At 62.7% G+C, this 20,826-nt stretch carries 17 protein-coding genes and 1 pseudogene; 10 read left to right on the forward strand and 8 right to left on the reverse strand.

Features of this window, described 5'->3' with window-relative positions:
• Nucleotides 1-9 precede the first annotated feature (9 nt).
• On the reverse strand, nt 10-1,422 hold the full coding sequence (locus AB3X89_RS22960; protein WP_368585309.1) for a cytochrome ubiquinol oxidase subunit I: 1,413 nt from the start codon (nt 1,420-1,422) through the stop codon (nt 10-12).
• A gap of 530 nt (nt 1,423-1,952) precedes the next feature.
• On the opposite strand from AB3X89_RS22960, the gene AB3X89_RS22965 reads away from it, so the two are divergent.
• The 3 genes and pseudogenes from AB3X89_RS22965 to AB3X89_RS22975 all read left to right on the forward strand — a co-directional run.
• Nucleotides 1,953-2,774: an alpha/beta fold hydrolase gene (locus AB3X89_RS22965; RefSeq protein WP_368585310.1), complete on the forward strand. Its 822-nt coding sequence runs from the start codon at nt 1,953-1,955 to the stop codon at nt 2,772-2,774.
• 365 nt (nt 2,775-3,139) lie between these two features.
• Complete coding sequence (locus AB3X89_RS22970) at nt 3,140-3,937, forward strand: NAD-dependent epimerase/dehydratase family protein (RefSeq protein WP_368585311.1); 798 nt, start codon at nt 3,140-3,142, stop codon at nt 3,935-3,937.
• A 40-nt stretch (nt 3,938-3,977) separates the two neighbouring features.
• Nucleotides 3,978-4,397, forward strand: a pseudogene (locus AB3X89_RS22975) (MFS transporter); the annotation flags it as partial.
• 379 nt (nt 4,398-4,776) lie between these two features.
• Here the strand turns inward: AB3X89_RS22975 and AB3X89_RS22980 are convergent.
• From AB3X89_RS22980 to garL, 4 genes are all read right to left on the reverse strand, one after another.
• Nucleotides 4,777-5,067, reverse strand: a complete 291-nt coding sequence (locus AB3X89_RS22980) for a contact-dependent growth inhibition system immunity protein (RefSeq protein WP_368585312.1) — start codon at nt 5,065-5,067, stop codon at nt 4,777-4,779.
• A 9-nt stretch (nt 5,068-5,076) separates the two neighbouring features.
• On the reverse strand, nt 5,077-5,910 hold the full coding sequence (locus tag AB3X89_RS22985) for an RNase A-like domain-containing protein (protein ID WP_368585313.1): 834 nt from the start codon (nt 5,908-5,910) through the stop codon (nt 5,077-5,079).
• A 388-nt stretch (nt 5,911-6,298) separates the two neighbouring features.
• Nucleotides 6,299-7,228 carry a 2-hydroxy-3-oxopropionate reductase gene (locus tag AB3X89_RS22990; RefSeq protein ID WP_368585314.1) on the reverse strand — a complete coding sequence of 310 codons (930 nt, stop codon included), beginning with the start codon at nt 7,226-7,228 and terminating at the stop codon, nt 6,299-6,301.
• Nucleotides 7,225-8,025, reverse strand: a complete 801-nt coding sequence (gene garL, locus AB3X89_RS22995; protein WP_368585315.1) for a 2-dehydro-3-deoxyglucarate aldolase — start codon at nt 8,023-8,025, stop codon at nt 7,225-7,227. The genes AB3X89_RS22990 and garL overlap by 4 nt, the downstream gene beginning before the upstream one ends.
• A gap of 242 nt (nt 8,026-8,267) precedes the next feature.
• Between garL and AB3X89_RS23000 the strand changes: the two genes are divergently transcribed.
• On the forward strand, nt 8,268-9,851 hold the full coding sequence (locus AB3X89_RS23000; protein ID WP_368585316.1) for an aldehyde dehydrogenase (NADP(+)): 1,584 nt from the start codon (nt 8,268-8,270) through the stop codon (nt 9,849-9,851).
• A 146-nt stretch (nt 9,852-9,997) separates the two neighbouring features.
• Here the strand turns inward: AB3X89_RS23000 and AB3X89_RS23005 are convergent, their stop codons facing one another.
• The 3 genes from AB3X89_RS23005 to kdgD form a co-directional block, all read right to left on the reverse strand.
• The gene (locus AB3X89_RS23005; RefSeq protein ID WP_368585317.1) at nt 9,998-10,741 is read right to left on the reverse strand and encodes a FadR/GntR family transcriptional regulator; all 744 of its coding nucleotides are present in this window, start codon (nt 10,739-10,741) and stop codon (nt 9,998-10,000) included.
• A gap of 224 nt (nt 10,742-10,965) precedes the next feature.
• The gene (locus tag AB3X89_RS23010; protein WP_368585318.1) at nt 10,966-12,324 is read right to left on the reverse strand and encodes an MFS transporter; all 1,359 of its coding nucleotides are present in this window, start codon (nt 12,322-12,324) and stop codon (nt 10,966-10,968) included.
• Between the two features lie 190 nt (nt 12,325-12,514).
• Nucleotides 12,515-13,432, reverse strand: coding sequence for a 5-dehydro-4-deoxyglucarate dehydratase (gene kdgD, locus AB3X89_RS23015; protein ID WP_368585319.1), 918 nt, complete (start codon nt 13,430-13,432; stop codon nt 12,515-12,517).
• 253 nt (nt 13,433-13,685) lie between these two features.
• Between kdgD and garD the strand changes: the two genes are divergently transcribed.
• The 6 genes from garD to AB3X89_RS23045 all read left to right on the forward strand — a co-directional run bounded on the left by garD (nt 13,686) and on the right by AB3X89_RS23045 (nt 20,807).
• Nucleotides 13,686-15,275: a galactarate dehydratase gene (gene garD, locus AB3X89_RS23020; protein WP_368585320.1), complete on the forward strand. Its 1,590-nt coding sequence runs from the start codon at nt 13,686-13,688 to the stop codon at nt 15,273-15,275.
• Between the two features lie 99 nt (nt 15,276-15,374).
• Complete coding sequence (locus tag AB3X89_RS23025) at nt 15,375-16,226, forward strand: NAD-dependent epimerase/dehydratase family protein (protein WP_368585321.1); 852 nt, start codon at nt 15,375-15,377, stop codon at nt 16,224-16,226.
• Nucleotides 16,226-17,155, forward strand: coding sequence for an SMP-30/gluconolactonase/LRE family protein (locus AB3X89_RS23030; protein WP_368585322.1), 930 nt, complete (start codon nt 16,226-16,228; stop codon nt 17,153-17,155). Before AB3X89_RS23025 ends, AB3X89_RS23030 begins: the two co-directional genes overlap by 1 nt.
• Before the next feature lie 611 nt (nt 17,156-17,766).
• Nucleotides 17,767-18,759 (forward strand): TRAP transporter substrate-binding protein, encoded by a 993-nt coding sequence (locus AB3X89_RS23035; RefSeq protein WP_176105711.1) that lies wholly within the window; start codon nt 17,767-17,769, stop codon nt 18,757-18,759.
• Between the two features lie 172 nt (nt 18,760-18,931).
• Nucleotides 18,932-19,441 (forward strand): TRAP transporter small permease, encoded by a 510-nt coding sequence (locus AB3X89_RS23040; protein ID WP_368585323.1) that lies wholly within the window; start codon nt 18,932-18,934, stop codon nt 19,439-19,441.
• 13 nt (nt 19,442-19,454) lie between these two features.
• Complete coding sequence (locus AB3X89_RS23045) at nt 19,455-20,807, forward strand: TRAP transporter large permease (protein WP_368585324.1); 1,353 nt, start codon at nt 19,455-19,457, stop codon at nt 20,805-20,807.
• Nucleotides 20,808-20,826: the final 19 nt, after the last annotated feature.

The raw sequence follows: 20,826 nt of genomic DNA on the forward strand, positions 1-20,826 counted from the left end.
TAGCGTGGGTTAGACGACGTCGATCATCTGATCGGCGGCGGACAGCGGGCGGCGCGCGGTCTGCGCGGGCGTCGGCTGCGGTGTGTCGTGCGGCTTGCCGCCAGGCAGCGCGAGACCCGAGCGCATCAGCTTCAGCATGTAGTAGATGCCGGTGCCGAACACGAGGAAGTAGACGACCACGAAGGTCATCAGCGACAGACCGACCTGCTGCGTGGTCAGCGGCGACACGGCCTGCGACGTGCGCATCACGCCGTAGACGACCCACGGCTGACGGCCCGCTTCGGTGGTGACCCAGCCGGCCAGCAGCGTGATGAAGCCGCTCGGGCCCATTGCGACGCACAGCCGCTGGAACCACTTCGCTTCGAACAGACGTCCACGGCGATGCAGCACCCAGGCCGCGATCGACATTGCGATCATCAGCACGCCGAGGCCGGCCATGATGCGGAAGCTCCAGAACACCACGGCCGAATCCGGCCGGTCCTCTGGCGGGAATTCCTTCAGCCCGCGGATTTCGCCGTCCCAGCTATGCGTGAGGATCAGGCTGCCCAGGTGCGGGATCGACACCGCGTAGTGCGTGGTTTCGGCCTTCATGTCGGGGATGCCGAACAGGTTCAGCGCGGTGCCGCCTTTTTCGGTGTCCCAGATGCCTTCGATCGCCGCGATCTTCGCCGGCTGATATTCGCGCGTGTTCAGGCCGTGCTGATCGCCGATGAATGCCTTGATCGGCGTCAGAATCAGCAGCAGCCACAGCGCCATCGAGAACATCTTCTTGACGGCGGGATCGCGTCGGCCGCGCAGCAGATGCCACGCGCCGACCGCCGCGACCACCAGCCCCGCGACGATGAACGCCGCCAGCGCCATATGCGCGAGCCGATACGGGAACGACGGATTGAAGATGATCTTGAACCAGTCGAGCGGCACGACATGGCCGTCGACGACCTCGAAACCCTGCGGCGTCTGCATCCAGCTATTGGACGCGAGGATCCAGAAGGTCGAGATCAGCGTGCCGATCGCGACCATCAGCGTCGCGCCGAAGTGCGCGCGCGGACTCACGCGCTGCCAGCCGAACAGCATGATGCCGAGGAAGCCCGCTTCGAGAAAGAATGCGGTCATCACCTCGTACATCAGCAACGGACCGGTGATGGGCCCGGCGAAACTCGAGAAGCCGGACCAGTTGGTGCCGAACTGATAGGCCATCACGACACCGGAGACGACGCCCATGCCGAAGGCCACTGCGAAGATCTTCGACCAGAACAGACAAAGATCTTTGTAGTAGGCCTTGCCGGTTCTCAGCCAACGCCATTCGAGAACGGCAATGAAGCTGGCGAGACCGATGCTGAGCGCGGGGAAAACGATGTGAAAAGAAACCGTGAACGCGAATTGAATGCGCGCGAGATCGAATGCCGATAGTGCCGAGTTCATGATCCTGTTGTGCGTGATTGCCGCGTGAGCTGAATTACGCGCGTCGACCGATGTCGGTGCGCACTGCGCTTGGCAGATGGCGCAAGAGTAGGGGATCGAAACAAAATGTGTTGCAATGCGGTGTGCGTCAAAAAACCGCCTTGTTTTCTGCGAAATGCACGAGTCGATGAGGCAAGCCGTTGATGAGTCTCAAGTTTCCTTTAGCGGCCGAGGCAGGGCCGCGTGTGCGTCGTTGCATGTGCTGCGTCAATCGACCGCGCTGCAGCAATGCTTGTCGCGCAGCCTTGCGCGGCAAGGTCGCCAGCGGTGCCCGTCGTCAGCCGACAATCGATACATCCAAACCGACTTCGTCGGTTCGCGCGCTAGTCAGCCGATTTTTTTATCTCTACGATTCGGCCGTTTCCGTAGTTCTGTGATTCATTGCCGTATTCGCACGGCGTTCTGTCATGCGTCGCGCGCATGCTTCGTGAGCAGCTTCCGCTTCATCCACCTGCCGGCGACGGCAAACTTCAACGACAAGGAGTTAGCAGATGAGCACGATCAGGACGAAAGACGGTACTTCGATTTTCTATAAGGACTGGGGCAAGGGTCGCCCGGTCGTGTTTTCGCACGGCTGGCCGCTGACCGCCGATGCGTGGGATGCGCAGATGCTGTTTCTCGGCAGCAAGGGCTTTCGCGTGATCGCGCATGACCGGCGCGGCCACGGACGCTCGGAGCAGCCGTGGGACGGCAACGAGATGGACACCTACGCCGACGACCTTGCCGCACTGATCGAACATCTCGACTTGCAGGACGCGACGCTGGTCGGCCATTCGACGGGCGGCGGCGAAGTCGCGCATTACATCGGCCGACACGGCACGGGGCGTGTCGCGAAGGCCGTGCTGATCGGCGCGGTGCCGCCGCTGATGCTGAAGACCGCCGATAATCCGCTCGGCCTGCCGATCGACGTGTTCGACGGCATCCGCAAGGGCGTCCTCGACGATCGCTCGCAGTTCTTCAAAGATCTGGCCGTGCCGTTCTATGGCTATAACCGCGAGGGCGCGAAGGTGTCACAGGGCGTGATCGATTCGTTCTGGCGCCAGGGCATGGCCGGCTCGATCAAGGGGCTATACGACTGCATCAAGCAGTTCTCCGAGGTCGACTACACCGAAGATCTGAAGAAGATCGACGTACCGACCCTGGTGCTGCACGGCGACGACGACCAGATCGTGCCGATCGACGCAGCCGGCCGACGCACCGCGGAGATCGTCAGGAACGCGACGCTGAAGGTCTATGCGGGCGGCCAGCACGGCATGTGCACCGTGGAGGCCGACAAGGTCAATGCCGACCTGCTCGAATTCATCGGCGCTTGAGCGATCAGAAACGCGTAATCAGGTGATTTGCTGACTGCGCGGGCGGCGTACAGAGGCCGCCCGCGCCGAATGCCGGGCGACCGCGGGCGTCAGGCGATTCACTTCTCGAACAAAAAACCCCTCAAGGTCATACGATGTCGCATGAAGGCGATATCCGTATGTCTTTGTTTTTTAAGAGGCTACCAAACGCCTCATATGCAATTTAAGGGTAAATGCGGAGTTGAAATCCGCCGGTTCATCATCGATAGTACGTTATCGTACAACCTGGGTGTGTTATGCGACGCGCACAGCGCGATCCGCGGGCCGCTCGATCCCTCTGTCTGTTCTCTGTAGACCTCGCGCGCGGCGCAGTTAAAGGAACCCCTATGAAGAAGATTGCCCTGAGTGGCGCCGGCGGCCAGCTCGGCTCCGTGGTACGTGCTGAATTCGTCGCGCGCGGCGTGCCGTTGCGCTCGGCCGCTGGCTCGAAAGTGCTGACGCCGCTCGTCGACGGCGAAGACGTGATGAACGGCGACCTGCGCGATCCGGCGGTTGTCGACCGTCTGCTCAACGGCGTGGACGTGCTGATCCATTTCGCCGGCACGAGCGTCGAGCGTCCGCTGCCCGAGATCATCGAGAACAACCTGCGCGGCCTCGTCGAAGTCTACGAAGGCGCGCGCCGCAACGGCGTGAAGCGCATCGTGTTCGCGAGCTCGAACCACGCGATCGGCATGTATCCGGTCACCGAGCATCTGAGCCTCGACTGCGAACTGCGCCCGGATGGCTTTTACGGTCTGTCGAAGGTGTGGGGCGAAGCGCTAGCGCGCATGTACTGGGACAAGCACGGCATCGAAAGCGTGTGCGTGCGCATCGGCAGCTGCCTCGAGCGTCCGACCGAGCAGCGTCACCTGAGCACCTGGTTCGGCCATCAGGACCTGATGCATTTCCTCGATCGCTGCATCGAAGCGGAAGAGGTCGGCTTCCTGACCATCTGGGGCGTGTCGGCCAATACGCGCAGCTGGTGGGACAACAGCGTCGGCGCCGCGCGTCTGGGCTACGAGCCGAAGCAGAACGTCGAGGACTACGCTCAAGACATCCTGTCGCGCCCGAATCCGCTCGATGAACTGGGCCAGCGCTTTCAGGGCGGCAGCTTCGTCGGCATCGACTACTCGCGCAAGGAATAAGTCCCGGGCAGTTCGACGGGCAATGCATCACGAGGAGATCGCGAAAGTGTCGCTGTTCACGTCGCGCAAGATGGTGTTCGTGGTCGGTGCGTTGTTCATGATCGGGCCGGCTTGCGTCGGTCTCGTCGAGAGCCCGTACATGGCGGTGGCGCTGCTGTGCGTCGGTGGCTTCGCGCACCAGACGCTGTCGGGCGCGCTATATGCGATCACGTCGGACATGTTCGGCAAGTACGAAGTCGCGACCGCGACGGGCATGGACGGCATGGCAGGGTATCTGGGCGCTGCCGCGTTCACTGCGCTGTTCGGTGTGCTCGTCACGCAGATCGGGTATAGACCGCTGTTCGTCGTGCTGGCAGTGTTTGATCTGATTGCCGCGGTCGTGGTGTGTCTGTTGGCCAGGAGTTCGGAGAAGATGCCGGAGCCGATGTGGGTCGCGCCGGACGCGGTGACGGCGAAGTAAGGCGAAAGTACGCTCGGCTCGTGTGGGCCGATCCGGCGAAAGAAGCGGCGCGCAAGAGTAGGTGCCGTTTCTTTCGTCAGGTTTGCGGCCGATTGCGAGATTGCAGTCTTGCGCCCCGAGCGTTACACGCGCAAACAGATTAATCGCCCAGCGGACGTTTTAATTCGTCAAAGAACAATGCGGTTATGTATCCCCACAATTTCCGATAAAAATTAAATCCATAGTCTTCGTAAGATTTTTGTCGCCTAACAGATCGCTACCCTGGTTCAGATATCCACCAAACAGGGCGTGGAACTGAGGATATGACTCTTCGTTCATCATTTGAGGGATCTGAGGCGGTTGACCGGATGCAGAGCGGTGGCGCGAGCATCGCGACAAATTACTCGCTGAGAAGCCTTTTTAATTCGTCAAGAAATGAGGCAGTCGTGTAGCCCCATAACTCCGGAGAAAAATCTTGGCCATAGTCGTTTCTGAACGCCGAATCCAGATCCTCCCGGTGCTCGCTCATGAATGAATTGATTTCGTGAACCATCTCGAGGTGGCTCTCGCGTGGGCAGTCTCTCTTGTAGCAAGCGATGATTTCGGGAATCGTATCTCCCCATATATCGAAATCCTCATTCAGGTATGCGCCAAACAGCTGATACATTTTGGGGTAGCGAGTTGACAGCATAAATTCTCTCTATTTAATGTAAGCAGTAACAATATAGTATGGCATTCCGTTGTAGGTTTGATATTTCAGAACGACTACAACCTCATTCATGGGCGTCAGTTTCCCTGTCTCCCTCGTTATGCCATAGCCGACGTTACCCGCCACGCGCCGCGTCAAAGCGAGAGGGCCGCCTCTGCCCGAAGACTGCGCCCATTCCCGAATGATGGTCGCATTGGCACGCATGACTTCTGAGATGGCTGATTCGGCCCGCTCGAGGTTCGTGAACGACGAAACCTTCTCTCGACGCGGCTCGAGTTTGAGTCTTTCTCGCAACTGCGCTTCGGTCCGTCCGACATGCTTCAAGAGCGTGTGTCCGCCAATCCCGCTCCCTGCCTTCGCTTCGTGCATGTCCAGACTGATCCGGCCCATCGCGATACGCGAAGCCCGTATAGCCTTGATCGAACTAGCAAAGCCAAACGGCACGACCATATCGAGCCACAGACCGATATTGTTCGCCATATCGGGGCTGGCCTTCATCGCTTGCGCGAGTTTCGTCGTGCCCTGTTGGGTCAGCGTCGCCGTATCTCGCGCCGTCCAGATCTGACGCAAGCCAGCGGCCGCCGTGTCCGAGCCATGTACGCCGAACACAACGCATCCAGCCTTGCTCGCCATGGTCGGTTCAGGCATCACACACAGCGCGCCGGCCCCGACCATTTCCAGCAAACCGCCGACAAGTTGCAATCCGCCCCATAACCGGTTGGAAATCATTTCGCTGTGGCTGATCGATTGACGGGTCAGCACCGCCGCTAGTTGCGGCGCACTCACCACGACACGCACGCCGTCTCCATCTTGTTCGCCCGACATTCGGTATCCCTCTGTGATTGAGGCCGCCAACGTAGCAGTCGACCAAAGGCACAGGAAATGGGCGATGGATGATTCTTGTGTCCCATTAATCCGATGAGCTGCGAGTCATTGACTGCATATCGCTCGTAGTCATGCACTAGCCACGCGGCTTAACGCACGGGAGCAGACGGCAATCCGAGGAGACACGGGGCGGGGAGTCGCCATCGCTAAGCACGATACGAACGTGTCGCGTTAGGCGGCGAAAGAACTCTACGGCCGGAAGAGGGAAAGGGCATCATGCGCGAACTACGCACGACGCCCAGAAATGCCGAGTGCAATCGAGCCGCCCATCGGTCACATGAACACCGACGGACAACCCGATCGCAACTATGTTCGAACCTACCTCAAATCACGCAGTCTTCTGCCCAATCTCGTGATTCGCGAGCACTTCGAGCGCGCGCACCATCGCCGAGTGGTCCCACGCCTTGCCGCCGTGCGCGACGCACGCGTTGAACAGCGCCTGGCAGGTGGCGGTGTTCGGCAGCGACACGCCGAGCGCCTGCGCGGTCGACAGCGCGAGGTTCAGATCCTTCTGGTGCAGCTCGATGCGGAAGCCCGGATCGAACGTGCGCTTGGTCATACGCTCGCCGTGCACTTCGAGAATGCGCGACGACGCGAAGCCGCCCATCAGCGCCTCACGCACGCGCGCCGGATCGACACCCGCCTTCGACGCGAGCAGCAGCGCTTCGCCGACCGCCTCGATGGTCGCCGCGACGATCACCTGATTGGCGACCTTGCACACCTGACCGGCGCCGACCGCACCGATCAGAGTGACGTTCTTGCCCATCATGTCGAACATGGGCTTGACGCTGTCGAACGTGGCCTGTTCGCCGCCGACCATGATGGTCAGCGAGCCGGCCTTCGCGCCGACTTCGCCGCCCGACACCGGTGCGTCGAGGTAGTCGGCGCCGGTTTCGCGCACGCGCGCCGCGAAGTCGCGGGTCGCCATCGGCGAGATCGAGCTCATGTCGACGACGGTCTGGCCGGCGCGCAGCGCGCTCGCGAGGCCGTTTTCGCCGAACAGCACGCGCTCGACGTCCGGCGTGTCCGGCACCATGATGAAGATCACGTCCGCGTTGGCGGCGACCGCGGCGGGGTTGTCGCATGCGACGGCGCCGGCCTGCGTCAGTTCGGCGGGCACGCCGCTACGCGTGAACGCGGCGAGCGACACGCCGTTTGTCAGAAGGTTGGCGGCCATGGGCTTGCCCATGATGCCGAGTCCGATAAAGCCTGCTTTTTTCATGGAATGCTCCGAAGATGTCGTGGCGGCCGCGTTCAAGCTTCGCCCGCCGGTTTCTGCATGAAGTGTTTCTGCGCCGCCTGAGCGGCGCCCTTGAGCAGCCCGAGATCCGCGCAGACGGCGACGACGCGCGCGCCCATCGACAGATAACGTTCCGCGTCGGCCTGCACCGGCGCGAGAATGCCGCTCGACTTGCCGGCCGCCTGCGCGCGCTCGAACACATGCGCGATCGCCTGCTGCACGTCCGGATGGCTCGCGTTGCCGAGGTGGCCATACGATGCCGCGAGGTCGGACGGACCGATGAAAACCGCGTCGATGCCGTCCACCGCGAGGATGCTGTCGATCGCCTCGACCGCCTTGCGGCTTTCGATCTGCGGGATCACGCAGATGTTGTCGTTGGCGAGCGCGAAGTAGTCGGACACGGTGCCATAGCGGTTGCCGCGATGGCCGACCGACACGCCGCGGATGCCCTGCGGCGGATAGCGCGTTGCGGCGACCGCACGGGCGGCGTCCTCGGCGCTGTCGACGAACGGCACGAGGAAGTTCGAGAAGCCGCTGTCGAGGAATCGTTTGATCACGACGCTGTCGTTAGCCGGTGGTCGGACGACCGGCGCACTGCCGCTGTCCTTGAGCGCCATCAGTTGGGGGATCAGCGTGAGCACGTCGTTGGGCGCGTGTTCGGCGTCCAGCAGCATCCAGTCGAAGCCGACCGTGCCCAGCAGTTCAGTGGCGATCGGACTGGCAAGCGATGCCCAACAGCCGATCTGGGTTTTTCCCTCGCGCACCGCGCGCCGGAAGCGGTTCGGCAAGGATTCGTAAGGCGTGACGGCGGGCATGCGGGGTCTCCTCGAACGACGATGGATCGGGAATAGCGCTTCGACGACCGCAGTAAAATCGCGCAGAACGCGAGGTTATAAGTCGTCGTATGACTAACGGCAGGTTAGCACTGAGCCCGTCCGTTGTAACGGTCGTGTATACCCGAACGACCCCGTCCGACAAGCGTTTCGGGTTGCATGGAGCCCCCGGAATGTTGTAGGATGACCTATATCTGAAGCCTTCATTCAAGGAAAGCCAAAAAATGCCTATTACCGGTGAAATGCTGATCGGTCGCAAAGCAGTGCGCGGCGAAGAAAAACCGCTGCGCGCGTTCAATCCTGCCACGGGTTCCGAGATTGCCGAGCCGGTGTTCGGCAGCGGCACCGTCGAGAACGTCGAGCAGGCCTGCGTGCTCGCGCAACAGGCGTTCGACGCGTACCGCCAGCTGCCGCTCGCAGTGCGCGCCGAGTTTCTGGATCGTATCGCGGACGGCATCACCGCGCTCGGCGACGAACTGATCGAACGCGCGATGGCTGAATCGGGCCTGCCGAAAGCGCGTCTGGAAGGCGAGCGCGGCCGCACCACCGGTCAGCTGAAGCTGTTCGCGCAAACCGTGCGCGCGGGCCAGTGGCTCAACGCGACGCTCGATTCGCCGCTGCCGGAACGCAAGCCGCTGCCGCGCTCGGATCTGCGCATGCAGAAGATCGCGCTCGGCCCGGTCGCCGTGTTCGGCGCGAGCAACTTCCCGCTCGCGTTCTCGGTCGCGGGTGGCGACACCGCCGCGGCCCTCGCTGCCGGCTGCCCGGTCGTCGTGAAGGCGCACCGCGCGCACCTCGGCACCTCGGAGCTGGTCGGTCGTGTGATCCAGCGCGTCGCGCAGGAAATGGATCTGCCCGAAGGCGTGTTTTCGATGATCGTCGGCGCGGGCAACTCGGTCGGCGAGGCGCTGGTTGCGCACCCGGCCATCAAGGCGGTCGGTTTCACCGGTTCGCGCGCGGGCGGCACGTCGCTGATGCGCGTCGCGGCGGCACGGCCGGAGCCGATCCCCGTCTACGCCGAAATGAGCAGCATCAACCCGGTGTTCCTGCTGCCGAACGCTCTGACCGCACGCGGCGACAGCATCGCGCGCGGTTTCGTCGACTCGCTCGTGCTCGGCGCGGGCCAGTTCTGCACGAACCCGGGCCTCGCGATCGCGATCGACAGCGACGCGCTGAAGGGCTTCGTCGCGACGGCATCGGAAGCGCTCGCTGCCAAGCCGGCGCAGACCATGCTGACTTCGGGCATCCACGCCGCGTATGAAGACGGCGAGGGCAAGCTGGCCGCAACGAAGGGCGTCGAAGTCGTGGCACGCGGCGTCCCCGCGACCGGCCCGACCCAGGCCTGCGCGACGCTGTTCGTGACCGACGCGCAGACGTTCCTCGCGAACCCGGCGCTCGAAGACGAAGTGTTCGGCCCGGTGTCGACGATCATCCGCTGCAAGGACGAGCAGGAAATGCTGAAGGTCGCCGAGCACTTCGCCGGCCAACTGACCGCGACGCTGCAGATGGACAACGCCGACGTGGCGGCTGCGAAGAAGCTGGTGCCGATTCTCGAGCGCAAGGCCGGCCGCATTCTGGTCAACGGCTTCCCGACCGGCGTCGAAGTGTGTCACGCGATGGTCCACGGCGGCCCGTTCCCGGCAACCTCGGACAGCCGCGCGACCTCGGTCGGCACCACGTCGATCGACCGCTTCCTGCGCCCGGTCTGCTACCAGGACTTCCCGGCCGAGCTGCTGCCGCAAACGCTGGCCGACGGCAATCCGCTGGAACTGTGGCGTCGTCGCGATGGCGAACTCACGCGCGGTTGATCGCGTGACGCCGTCCTGAAGGGATGCGCGCGTCGTGCCGATATGGGCATGGGCGCGCATCGAAGGAAAGGGCGGTTGCAATCACAAAAAAAAATGGCCGGGAATTCCCCGGCCATTTTTTTCGCCCGCGTGCTTCTTCGCGCAAATCAGCTGTTCGAGTCGTTCGCTTCATTCGCGCGACGCAGCCGCTCGCGGCTATTCGACAGATGCATGCGCATCGCCGCCCGCGCGCCTTCGGCGTCGTGCCGGCTGATCGCTTCGAGGATGCTTTCGTGCTCGAGGTTCACGAGCGACAGATACGCATCAGGATCGGCGCGCGCAATGCCGGCCGAGTCGAGCCGGTTGCGCGGAATCAGCGCGCTGCCCATCTGCGACAGGATGTCGACGAAATAGCGGTTGCCGGTTGCACGCGCGACCGAGATGTGGAATTGCAGATCGGCCTCCACGCTGTCGAGCCCGTTGTGACGCGTGGCTTCGATCGCGTCGAGCGCGGTACGCATGTGCGCGAGGTCGTCCGGTTTCGCGCGTTGCGCGGCAAGACCGGCGCATTCGGTTTCGAGGCTGATGCGCAGCTCCAGAATGGACAGCACGTCGCGCAGCGTGGTGGCGGGCACCATGTCGATGCCGAGCTTTTCGCGCTGCGGCTCGAGCACGAAGCTGCCGATACCGTGCCGCGTCTCGATGATTTTGCCTGCCTGCAGGCGGGAGATCGCCTCGCGGATCACCGTGCGGCTCACGCTGAGCGTGTTCATCAGCTGCGATTCGGTCGGGAGTTTGTCGCCCGGCTTCAGCACGTTGGCCGCGATCTGCTCGGTGACGTAATTGACGACGAACTCGGCAAGATTGCGAGCGCGTCGTGGCGGTGCCGCGGATGCTAGTGGTGTAGCCATCGAAAACGCTCCTTGTTTGGAAGATCGCTGGGAATCCTGCATTTTTATTATATCGTCGTCTGACGACTGATTATATAAGCGCCGGATCGAATTCGGCGCGATTGTCACATGTATCGGCGGATGCCTGAACTTTGGCGCCTCGGTGCGCACGGCTCGCGTAAGGCGCCGGGCGTCCGCCGGCCGGAAGTACGATAACCGTAACGAAAACTGAGCCTATAGCGGGCTCACGCTGAGCGCAACTCGACTCGCCGGATGTCCTTGACGATCACCAGATAGCTGATCACCGTCATCAGGGCGTTCGCGCCGACGAACACCAGCGCGCCATTGAACGAGCCCGAACGCGCGACCAGATAACCGATCACGATCGGTGTCACGATGCCGGCGATGTTGCCGAACATGTTGAAGATCGCGCCGGACAGACCGAGCGCTTCCTTCGGCGCCGTATCGGCGACGACCGCCCAGCCGAGCGCGCCGATGCCCTTGCCGAAGAACGCGAGCGACATCAGCGCGACGACGATCCAGTCGGTCGACACGTAGTTGCAGCCGATGATGCAGGTCGACAGCAGCATGCCGCCGACGATCGGCACCTTGCGCGCGACGGTCAGCGACCAGCCGCGGCGGATCAACCCGTCCGACAACACGCCGCCGAGCACGCCGCCGAGAAAGCCGCAGATCGCCGGCAGCGAGGCCACGAGGCCCGCCTTCAGAATCGTCATCCCACGCGCCTGCACGAGGTAGATCGGAAACCACGTCAGGAAGAAGTAGGTCAGCACGTTGATGCAGTACTGCGCGAGATAGACGCCGAGCAGCATGCGGTTGCCGAGCAACTGACGCACGAGCGTCCAGCCGCCGCTCTTCGACACGTCGTCCGGACCCGTCTTGCGCGCACCGCTGACGAGGCCGCCGCCTTGCTCGATGTACTCGAGCTCGGCGCGCGACACGCCCGGGTGATCGGCGGGATTCTTCATGACCTTCAGCCACGTCAGCGCGAGCAGCAGCCCGGCCACGCCCATCACGACGTAGACCGTCTCCCAGCCGAACGCATGCGTGAGCCACGCCATCAGCGGCGTGAACACGACCGCGGCGAAGTATTGCGCGGCGTTGAAGATCGCCGACGCGGTGCCGCGCTCGTTGGTCGGGAACCAGCTCGCGACCACCTTTGCGTTCGCCGGAAACGCCGGCGACTCGGCCGCGCCCATCACGAAGCGCAGCGCGAACAGCGCGGTGATCGCCGCGCCGGCGCTGCCGAGCAGGCCGACCGAGCTTTGCAGCAGCGTGAACAGCGACCACAAGAAGATGCTCGCCGCGTACACGCGGCGCGCGCCGAAACGGTCGAGCAGCCAGCCGGCCGGCAGTTGCGACAGCACGTAGGCCCAGCTGAATGCGGAAAAGATATAGCCCATGCGGATCGCGTCGAGGCTGAACGCGGTGCGCATCGCGGAACCGGTGACGGACAGCGTCGCGCGGTCGGCATAGTTGAGGGTGGTGATCACGAAGATCAGCGCCAGGATCCCGTAGCGGACCTTGGTGCGTGCCGCGCTAGAGGCGGCGTCGGTGGAACTGGCCGTGCGGCTCAAGTCCATGGGTCATCTCCTGTATTGTTGGGCGAGGTGTGGTCTCTACGCCGGGCGGTCCGCAGACCGCCTGCCTGTCGCGCAAATGCACGAACGCCCGGCAACGTTGCCGTGCCGGGCGTTCGCAACGGGGCCGTCTATGCAGCCCTCGTCGATGAGGCTCGCGAGCTTCTCCGCTCGAAGCCCCGACGCCGGTTCCTTACTGCGGTCCGAGCTTCTTGATCAGCGAGTCGAGCTGTTCGAGTTCTTCCGGAGTCAGATCGGTCAGCGGTGCGCGCACCGGACCTGCGTCGTGGCCGACCAGCTTCGCGCCAGCCTTGACGATGCTGACCGCGTAGCCTGCGCGGCGGTTGCGGATCTTCAGGTACGGCAGGAAGAATTCGTCGATCAGCTTGCCGGTCGTTGCGTGGTCGTCGGCGGCGATCGCGCGGTAGAACTCCATCGCCGTCTTCGGGATGAAGTTGAACACCGCCGACGAGTACACCGGCACGCCCAGCGCCTTGTACGCAGCAGCATAGACTTCCGCGGTCGGCAGGCCGCCGAGGTACGAGAAGCGGTCGCCGAGGCGGCGGCGAATCGTCACCATGTTTTCGATCTCGCCCACGCCGTCCTTGAAGCCGATCAGGTTCGGGCAACGGTCGGCCAGACGCTCGAGCATGTCGGCGTTGAGCTTCGAGTTCGCGCGGTTGTAAATGATCACGCCCATGCCCGGAACGGCCTTGCAGACCTCTTCGGCGTGTGCGGCGATACCGTCCTGGCTCGCTTCGGTCAGGTAGTGCGGCATCAGCAGGATGCCGTGCGCGCCGAGGCGCTGCGCTTCCTTCGCGTAGGCGATCGCCACGCGGGTCGGGCCGCCTGCGCCGGCGAGGATCGGTACCTTGCCCTTGCAGACTTCAACCGCGGTCTTGACGACTTGCGTGTAGTCGTCTTGCGTCAGCGAGAAGAATTCGCCCGTGCCGCCGGCGACGAACAGCGCCGAAGCGCCGTACGGAGCGAGCCATTCGAGGCGCTCAGCGTAAGTGTTGGCGCGGAAATCGCCTTTAGCGTCGAAGTCGGTGACGGGGAAGGACAGGAGGCCTTCCGAAACGATCTGCTTGAGTTCCTGCGGTGTCGTCATGATGTAAATATCCAGGCGTCGGATGGGGTCGTTAGTAGGATCCAACTAGTACGACGGACGTCGTACTAGTAGAAAATCTTTGAAATCAGATTTCTTATACGTCATCGTACAACAACGAATCCCGTAACTCAACGGGGTTTTCACGGCATAATGCTGTCTATAGGGTAAATACGGAACACCGGGCAAACGCTGGCGTTGTAGGATGACGTATGATTTCTGGCGAAGCAGGCCTACGCGCCTTAAGGATTTATCAATGGAACAAACCCCGCTCTACATCCGCGTTCATCCCAATGACAATGTCGCGATCGTCGTCAACGACGGCGGTTTGGGCGAGGGCGCGGTATTTGCCGATGGGCTCAGGCTGCGCGAGCGTGTGCCGCAGGGCCACAAGGTCGCGCTGGCCGATCTCGCCGAAGGCGACGAGGTCATCCGCTATAACGTCGTGATCGGTTATGCGCTGAAGCCGCTGCCGAAGGGCAGCTGGATCAACGAGCACGTGATCCGCATGCCGAGCCCGCCGGGACTCGAGGACCTGCCGATCGCCACGACCAAAGCGCCGGACATGCCGGCGCTCGAAGGCTACACGTTCGAGGGCTACCGTAACTCGGACGGCTCGGTGGGCACGCGCAACATCCTCGCGATTACGACCACCGTGCAGTGCGTCGCCGACGTCGTGCAACACGCGGTCACGCGCATCAAGGCCGAGCTGCTGCCGAAATATCCGAATGTCGACGACGTCGTGAGCCTCGGCCACACCTACGGCTGCGGCGTCGCGATCGACGCGCCCGACGCGATGGTGCCGATCCGCACCGTGCGCAACATCGCGCTGAACCCGAACTTCGGCGGCGAAGTGATGATGGTGAGCCTCGGCTGCGAAAAGCTGCAGCCCGAGCGTCTGATGCCGCCGGGCACGATTCCGATCGCCGCGGCCGCGGTGGTCGACGACGTCGCGGACATCGGCGATGTCGCGCTGGATCAGAACGGCGACGTCGTGGTGCTGCAGGACGAATCGCACGTCGGCTTCCAGTCGATGATCACGTCGATCATGAGGATGGCCGAAGGGCATCTGAAGCGCCTGAACAACCGCCGTCGCGAAACCTGTCCGGCGTCGGATCTGGTGGTCGGCGTGCAGTGCGGCGGCAGCGACGCGTTCTCGGGACTGACCGCGAACCCGGCCGTCGGCTTCGCGACCGACCTGCTGGTGCGCGCCGGCGCGACCGTGATGTTCTCGGAAGTCACCGAAGTGCGCGACGGCGTCGATCAGCTGACCGCGCGCGCGGCCAACGCGGACGTCGCGGCGGCGATCATCCGCGAGATGCAGTGGTACGACGATTATCTGAAGCGCGGCGGCGCGGACCGTAGCGCGAACACGACGCCCGGCAACAAGAAGGGCGGCCTGTCGAACATCGTCGAAAAGGCGATGGGCTCGATCATCAAGTCGGGCAACTCGGCGATCTCCGGCGTGCTGTCGCCCGGTGAAAAGGTCAATCAGAAGGGCCTGATCTACGCGGCGACGCCGGCCAGCGACTTCATCTGCGGCACGCTGCAGGTTGCTTCGGGCATCACGCTGCACGTGTTCACGACCGGCCGCGGCACGCCGTACAGCCTCGCCGAAGTGCCGGTCATCAAGGTGGCGACGCGTTCGGACCTCGCGCGTCGCTGGCATGATCTGATGGACATCAACGCCGGCACGATCGCGACTGGCCAGTCCAGCATCGAGGAGGTGGGCTGGGAACTGTTCCGCCTGATGCTCGATGTCGCGAGCGGCCGCAAGGAAACATGCGCGGAGAAGCTCGGGCTGCACAATGCGTTGACCCTCTTCAACCCGGCGCCGGTGACCTGATCAGGCAACCCGCACCATCCAATCTCAGGCGAGCGCCGGTCCAACCGGCGCTCGCTTTTCCGTTCAGAAGACCCGATCGCATCACAACAGCAAAGAGACATGACCGATTTGAACGTTGACCGCTCCGCGGCAAAGAAACCCTTCCGCCGTCTGCTGCTCACCGGCGCCGCGGGCAACCTCGGCAAGCAACTGCGTCCCGCGCTCGCGCAATGGGCCGACATCGTGCGCGTATCCGATATCGCGCCGCTCGGCGAAGTCGCCGCGCACGAGGAAGCCGCCGTCGTCGATCTCGCCGATGGAGCGGCCGTGCACGCGCTGCTCGAAGGCGTGGACGCGGTGGTGCATCTCGGCGGCATTTCCGTCGAAGCGCCGTTCGAAGACATCCTCGAAGCGAATATCCGCGGCCTGTACAACGTGTACTCGTCGGCGCAGAAGCACGGCGTGAAGCGCATCGTCTACGCGAGCTCGAATCACGCGGTGGGTTTCCATCCGGTGACGTCGGTGCTCGGCACCGACGCGCCGCTGCGTCCGGACGGCATGTATGGCGTGTCGAAGTGCTTCGGCGAATCGCTGTCGCGCTACTACTTCGACCGCTTTGGCCTCGAAACCGTGTGTCTGCGGATCGGCTCGTCGTTCGAGAAGCCGAAGACCGCGCGCATGCTCGTCACATATCTGAGCTACCGCGACTTCATCGAGCTCGTGCGCTGCTCGCTGTTCACGAACCGCGTCGGCCACGCGATCGTCTACGGCGTGTCGAACAACCGCACCTCGTGGGTCGACAACACCAACGCCGCGTTCCTCGGCTACCGTCCGCAAGACAGCTCGGCGCAGTTCGAGCACCTGTTTCCGCCGAGCGCTCCCGACACGCGCTTCGACGACCCGACCCAGCTGTACCAGGGCGGCCCGTTCGTGCTCGCCGGTCCGATGGAGCCGAAGCGGGAGCCTAAATAATGAGTGCGAATCCGCAAGTGGAACGCTTCGAAGCGGCCGGTCCGTTACCCGCAGCCACCGGTGAAAGCCCGGTCTGGCGCGCGGCCGGGCAGGCGTTGTACTGGGTCGACATTCCGGCGAAGAAGATCGTGCGCGGCTCGCTCGAAACCGGCAAGCGCACCGAATGGCTGCTGCCGGAGCAGGTTGCCTGCATCGCGTTCGATCACGCCGGCACCGTGCTCGCCGGCTGCGAGACCGGCTTGTTCGCGGTCACGCTCGCCGACGCGTCGAATGCGCCGGGCGGCGAGCCGCTGACAGCGTCGCTGCGCAAGCTCGCGGCGCCAGAATTCCCGCACGGCGGCATGCGTTTCAACGACGGCCGTTGCGATAGGCAAGGGCGCTTCTGGGCCGGCACCATGGTGATGGACATGGCGGCGGCGATCCCGGGCGGCGCGCTGTACCGCTTCGATGAGAAGGGCGTGCTGTCGGCACCGGTCGTCGATTCGCTGATCACGCAGAACGGCCTCGGCTGGTCGCCGGACGGGACGACGATGTATCTGTCGGACTCGCATCCGCTGCGCCGGCTGATCTGGGCGTTCGACTACGACGTCGAAACCGGCGAGCCGCGCAACCGTCGTGTGTTCGCCGATCTGCATCACTATTCGGGCCGCCCGGACGGCGCGGCGGTCGATGCCGACGGCTGCTACTGGATTTGCGCGAACGACGCCGGTCTGCTGCTGCGTTTCACGCCGCAAGGCAAGCTCGACCGGCAGATTCCAGTGCCGGCCATCAAGCCTGCGATGTGCGCATTCGGCGGCCGCGACCTGGATACGCTGTTCGTCACGTCGATTCGCCCGGCCAACGGCGCGAGCGAGCACGACGGCCATGTGTTCGCGCTGCGGCCAGGCGTGCGCGGGCTGCCTGAGCCCGAATTTGCAGGACAACTGTAATCTTGCTTACATGAGACATGCGCCGGGACGAAGTTTTTCGCCCGGCGTTTTCATTTGTGAGGGTCATTCGTGTGGCCCTTTATTCGTCACTCGTCATACAACATTTGACGTAAGGACCCCATTCCCGCATCTTTGTTCGGCAAAAATACAACAGTTCCGCAGACTAGGCCGGTTTCCGCTCATTCAGCGCCAGACGGCGTGGGGCTTGGTGGCGTGCCATTTCGCCGATAGCTGCTGGAGCTTTTCTTGATGCGGGTAAATACCGTCTGTACAAGTTAAAACCCCTTTTATAGACTTCGTATGTCGTCGTACAACATATAAGTCCAAACAAACGGCTTTCTATGTATGTGTGACAAGCGCAATTTGGTAGGTTTCAGGCGAGTGGTGCGGCTGTGGTCGATGCCGCATGCATGTCCGAAGCCGGCCGCCGTGATTGAAGTAAGTAGTCGAGTTGTCGACTGGAGTGCTGGGGCAACTGTGCCGGGGAAATTGCACAGCCAGTACGGCCAGCGCCCGCGCCTGAGAAGGTAGCGGGCGCGAAGACGGAGACGCGTCAAAACCATGTCACATCCGCTGTTGCTGGGATGGTCTATTTTTCAAGGAATGTCACGATGAACAAGAAGTTTGCCTCTTCCCGTGTTTCGATGATCGTCGCAGCCGCGGCGCTGGCGTTCAGCACGATGTCGGCTGAAGCGCGCGTGTTCCGCGTTGCCGATGTGCACGGCGACACCTTCCCGACCAACATGGCCGTGAAGTACATGGGCGAGCAGATCAGCAAGGCGACCGACGGCAAGGACTCCGTGAAGGTGTTCGGCAACAGCGCGCTCGGCTCGGAAAACGACACGATCGACCAGGTTCGTATCGGTGCGCTCGACATGACGCGCGCCAACGGTGCTGCGTTCAACGAAATCGTGCCGGAATCGATGATCCCGTCGCTGCCGTTCCTGTTCCGCGACGTCGACCATTTCCGCAAGGTCATGTACGGTCCGGAAGGCCAGAAGATCCTCGACGCGTTCACCGCGAAGGGCATGATCGCGCTGACGTTCTACGAGAGCGGCGCACGCTCGATGTACGCGAAGAAGGCGATCAAGTCGCCGGCTGACATGAAGGGCCTGAAGGTTCGCGTGCAGCCGTCCGACCTGATGGTCGACGAAATCAAGGCAATGGGCGGCACGCCGACCCCGATGCCGTTTTCGGAAGTCTATACGGGCCTGAAGACCGGCCTCGTCGACGGCGCCGAAAACAACATCCCGTCGTACGAAGAAACCAAGCACTTCGAAGTCGCTCAGGTCTACTCGGAAACCCAGCATTCGATGACCCCCGAAGTGCTGGTGTTCTCGAAGAAGGTGTGGGACACGCTGTCGCCGCAAGAGCAGCAGATCATCAAGAAGGCCGCGGCCGACTCGGTGCCGTACTACCAGAAGCTGTGGACCGCGCGTGAAGCCGACGCGCAGAAGACCGTCACGAAGGGCGGCGCAACGGTGGTCGCGGCTTCGCAGATCGACCGTGCGGCTTTCGTGAAGGTGATGCAGCCTGTGTGGACGAAGTACGAAAAGACCCCGCAGATGAAGCAGATCGTCGACGAGATCCAGGCAATCAAGTAAGTCTCGCGTCCCGGACGCAATCAGCAATAGCAACGTTTGTCGCAGCAGCGGCGTGAATGGTCCGCGAGGAAACTCGCGAGACCTTCCGCCGCGCAGTTTCGCGCGCGCGGATCGCGTCGCTTCGGGACGGCTGAATTTCAAGCACAGGTCGGACGTAAGCAAGGACAGGGTCATGAGTTTCCTGAAACGCCCAAATGATTTTCTTTTTCGCGTGCTGCTGGTCGTGGCGTCGGTTAGCCTCGCCGCACTTTGCCTGCTCGTGATTTATAGCGTGGTGATGCGCTACGTGTTTAGCGATGCACCCGATTACGTGGAGCCCATCGCATTGTTGCTGGTGATCCTGATCGCGATGTTCGGCGCCGCATTGAAGGTTCGCGAGGGCGGTCACATCGGACTCGACTCGCTCGTCAAGAAATTGCCCGAGAAGGGCCAGGTGATCGCGAAAGGGATTCAGCACCTCTGCCTGTTTGCTTTCGCGGTGGCCGTTTTCGTCGGTTGCTTCGAGATGGCGGAAACCACGATGGGCGACCGCATTCCGATCATCGGCGTGCCGGAAGGCGTGCGCTACTGCATTCCGATCTTCGCGAGCGTGTGCATCGCGTTGTTCTCGATCGAGCATCTGCTCGAGCTCTTCGCCGGCAAGCGGGAAGAGCCAGCGCTCGAACTCTCCGTCACGGAATAAAAGTAGAGCCATCATGGAACTTGCCCTCCTTACCGTCAGTTTTCTAGTTTTCCTTTTTTTAGGTGTTCCGGTTTCATTCGCGCTGGGGCTGTCCTGCGTCCTGACCTATCTGTTCGAAGGTCTGCCGACCGCGACCGCGATGCAGGCGATGATCTCGGGCATGAACGGTTTCTCGTTCCTCGCGGTGCCGTTCTTCATCTTCTCCGGCGAGCTGATGCTCCACGGCGGCATCGCTGACCGCATCCTGCGTTTCGCGCAGGCTACGGTCGGCCATTTCCGCGGTGGCCTTGGCATGGCCAACGTGGTCGCCTGCACGCTGTTCGGCGGCGTGTCGGGTTCGCCGACCGCGGATACGTCGGCAATGGGCGGCGTCGTGATCCCGCTGATGAAGCGCGAAGGTTATAGCGCCGCATACGCGGTCAACGTGACCACGCACTCGTCGCTCGCCGGCGCGCTGATGCCGACGTCGACCAACATGATCATCTACGCGTTCGCGGCGCAAGGCGTGAGCGGCGTGCTGAACGGCAAGCAGATGAGCGGCGTGTCGATCGGCGATCTGCTGTTCTCCGGTCTGTTGCCGGTATTGTGGGTGATGGGCCTCGTGCTGGTCGCCGCATACTGGCAGGCCGTCAAGTTCGGCTATCCGCGCCGTCCCGACGGTTCGACCCAACTGCAGCGTTTCCCGGGCTGGATGGCGGTGCTGCGTACGTTCATCGGCGCGGTGCCGGGCCTGATGGTCATCGCGATCATTCTGTTCTGCGTGGCGCGCGGTATCGCCACTGCGACAGAGGCGGCCGCGATCGCCGTGGCTTACTCGCTGATATTGACCATCGTCGTGTACCGCACGTTGACGCTGAAAAAGCTCGGCCATGCGCTCGGCAAGGCCGCGAAGACGACCGGCGTGGTGCTGCTGCTGATCGGCGTGTCGAACATGCTGCGCTTCCAGATGGCCTATCTGGAGATCCCGGACGCGATCGAGCGCATGCTCGACGGCGCGACCTCGCTGCCGTGGCTGATGTTGCTGTACATCAACGTGATTCAGGTGTTCCTCGGTACGTTCGTCGACATGGCGGCGCACATCCTGATCACGACCCCGCTGTTCCTGCCGATGGCGATGCACAACGGCGTGGGTCCGGTTCAGTTCGGCATCATGATCCTGCTGAACTGCGCATTGGGTCTCGTGCATCCGCCGATTGGCTCGGTGCAGTTCATTGGCTGTGCGATTGGGAATGTGTCTATAGGTGAAACTACTAAGGTGGCTTGGCCGTATTACCTCGCTATCTTCTCGGCCATCAATATAGTCACCTATGTACCGTGGTTCTCGACCTGGCTGCCGAGCGTCATCAACGGCCATCCGGTGTTCTGATTCCAAATAAAGCGTTTTA

This window comes from Paraburkholderia sp. BR14320 (assembly GCF_040948665.1).
Taxonomy (GTDB): Bacteria; Pseudomonadota; Gammaproteobacteria; order Burkholderiales; family Burkholderiaceae; genus Paraburkholderia; species Paraburkholderia youngii.

Bases quoted from the DNA above. Each gene is read 5' to 3' on its own strand.
- AB3X89_RS22970 (WP_368585311.1), top strand. From the start codon at position 3,140: ATGAAGAAGATTGCCCTGAGTGGCGCCGGCGGCCAGCTCGGCTCCGTG.
- AB3X89_RS23010 (WP_368585318.1), bottom strand. From the start codon at position 12,324: ATGGACTTGAGCCGCACGGCCAGTTCCACCGACGCCGCCTCTAGCGCG.
- AB3X89_RS22965 (WP_368585310.1), top strand. From the start codon at position 1,953: ATGAGCACGATCAGGACGAAAGACGGTACTTCGATTTTCTATAAGGAC.
- AB3X89_RS23040 (WP_368585323.1), top strand. From the start codon at position 18,932: ATGAGTTTCCTGAAACGCCCAAATGATTTTCTTTTTCGCGTGCTGCTG.
- garL (WP_368585315.1), bottom strand. From the start codon at position 8,025: ATGCCCGCCGTCACGCCTTACGAATCCTTGCCGAACCGCTTCCGGCGC.
- garD (WP_368585320.1), top strand. From the start codon at position 13,686: ATGGAACAAACCCCGCTCTACATCCGCGTTCATCCCAATGACAATGTC.
- AB3X89_RS22960 (WP_368585309.1), bottom strand. From the start codon at position 1,422: ATGAACTCGGCACTATCGGCATTCGATCTCGCGCGCATTCAATTCGCG.
- AB3X89_RS23045 (WP_368585324.1), top strand. From the start codon at position 19,455: ATGGAACTTGCCCTCCTTACCGTCAGTTTTCTAGTTTTCCTTTTTTTA.
- AB3X89_RS23000 (WP_368585316.1), top strand. From the start codon at position 8,268: ATGCCTATTACCGGTGAAATGCTGATCGGTCGCAAAGCAGTGCGCGGC.
- AB3X89_RS23035 (WP_176105711.1), top strand. From the start codon at position 17,767: ATGAACAAGAAGTTTGCCTCTTCCCGTGTTTCGATGATCGTCGCAGCC.
- AB3X89_RS23030 (WP_368585322.1), top strand. From the start codon at position 16,226: ATGAGTGCGAATCCGCAAGTGGAACGCTTCGAAGCGGCCGGTCCGTTA.
- AB3X89_RS22980 (WP_368585312.1), bottom strand. From the start codon at position 5,067: ATGCTGTCAACTCGCTACCCCAAAATGTATCAGCTGTTTGGCGCATAC.
- AB3X89_RS23025 (WP_368585321.1), top strand. From the start codon at position 15,375: ATGACCGATTTGAACGTTGACCGCTCCGCGGCAAAGAAACCCTTCCGC.
- kdgD (WP_368585319.1), bottom strand. From the start codon at position 13,432: ATGACGACACCGCAGGAACTCAAGCAGATCGTTTCGGAAGGCCTCCTG.
- AB3X89_RS23005 (WP_368585317.1), bottom strand. From the start codon at position 10,741: ATGGCTACACCACTAGCATCCGCGGCACCGCCACGACGCGCTCGCAAT.
- AB3X89_RS22985 (WP_368585313.1), bottom strand. From the start codon at position 5,910: ATGTCGGGCGAACAAGATGGAGACGGCGTGCGTGTCGTGGTGAGTGCG.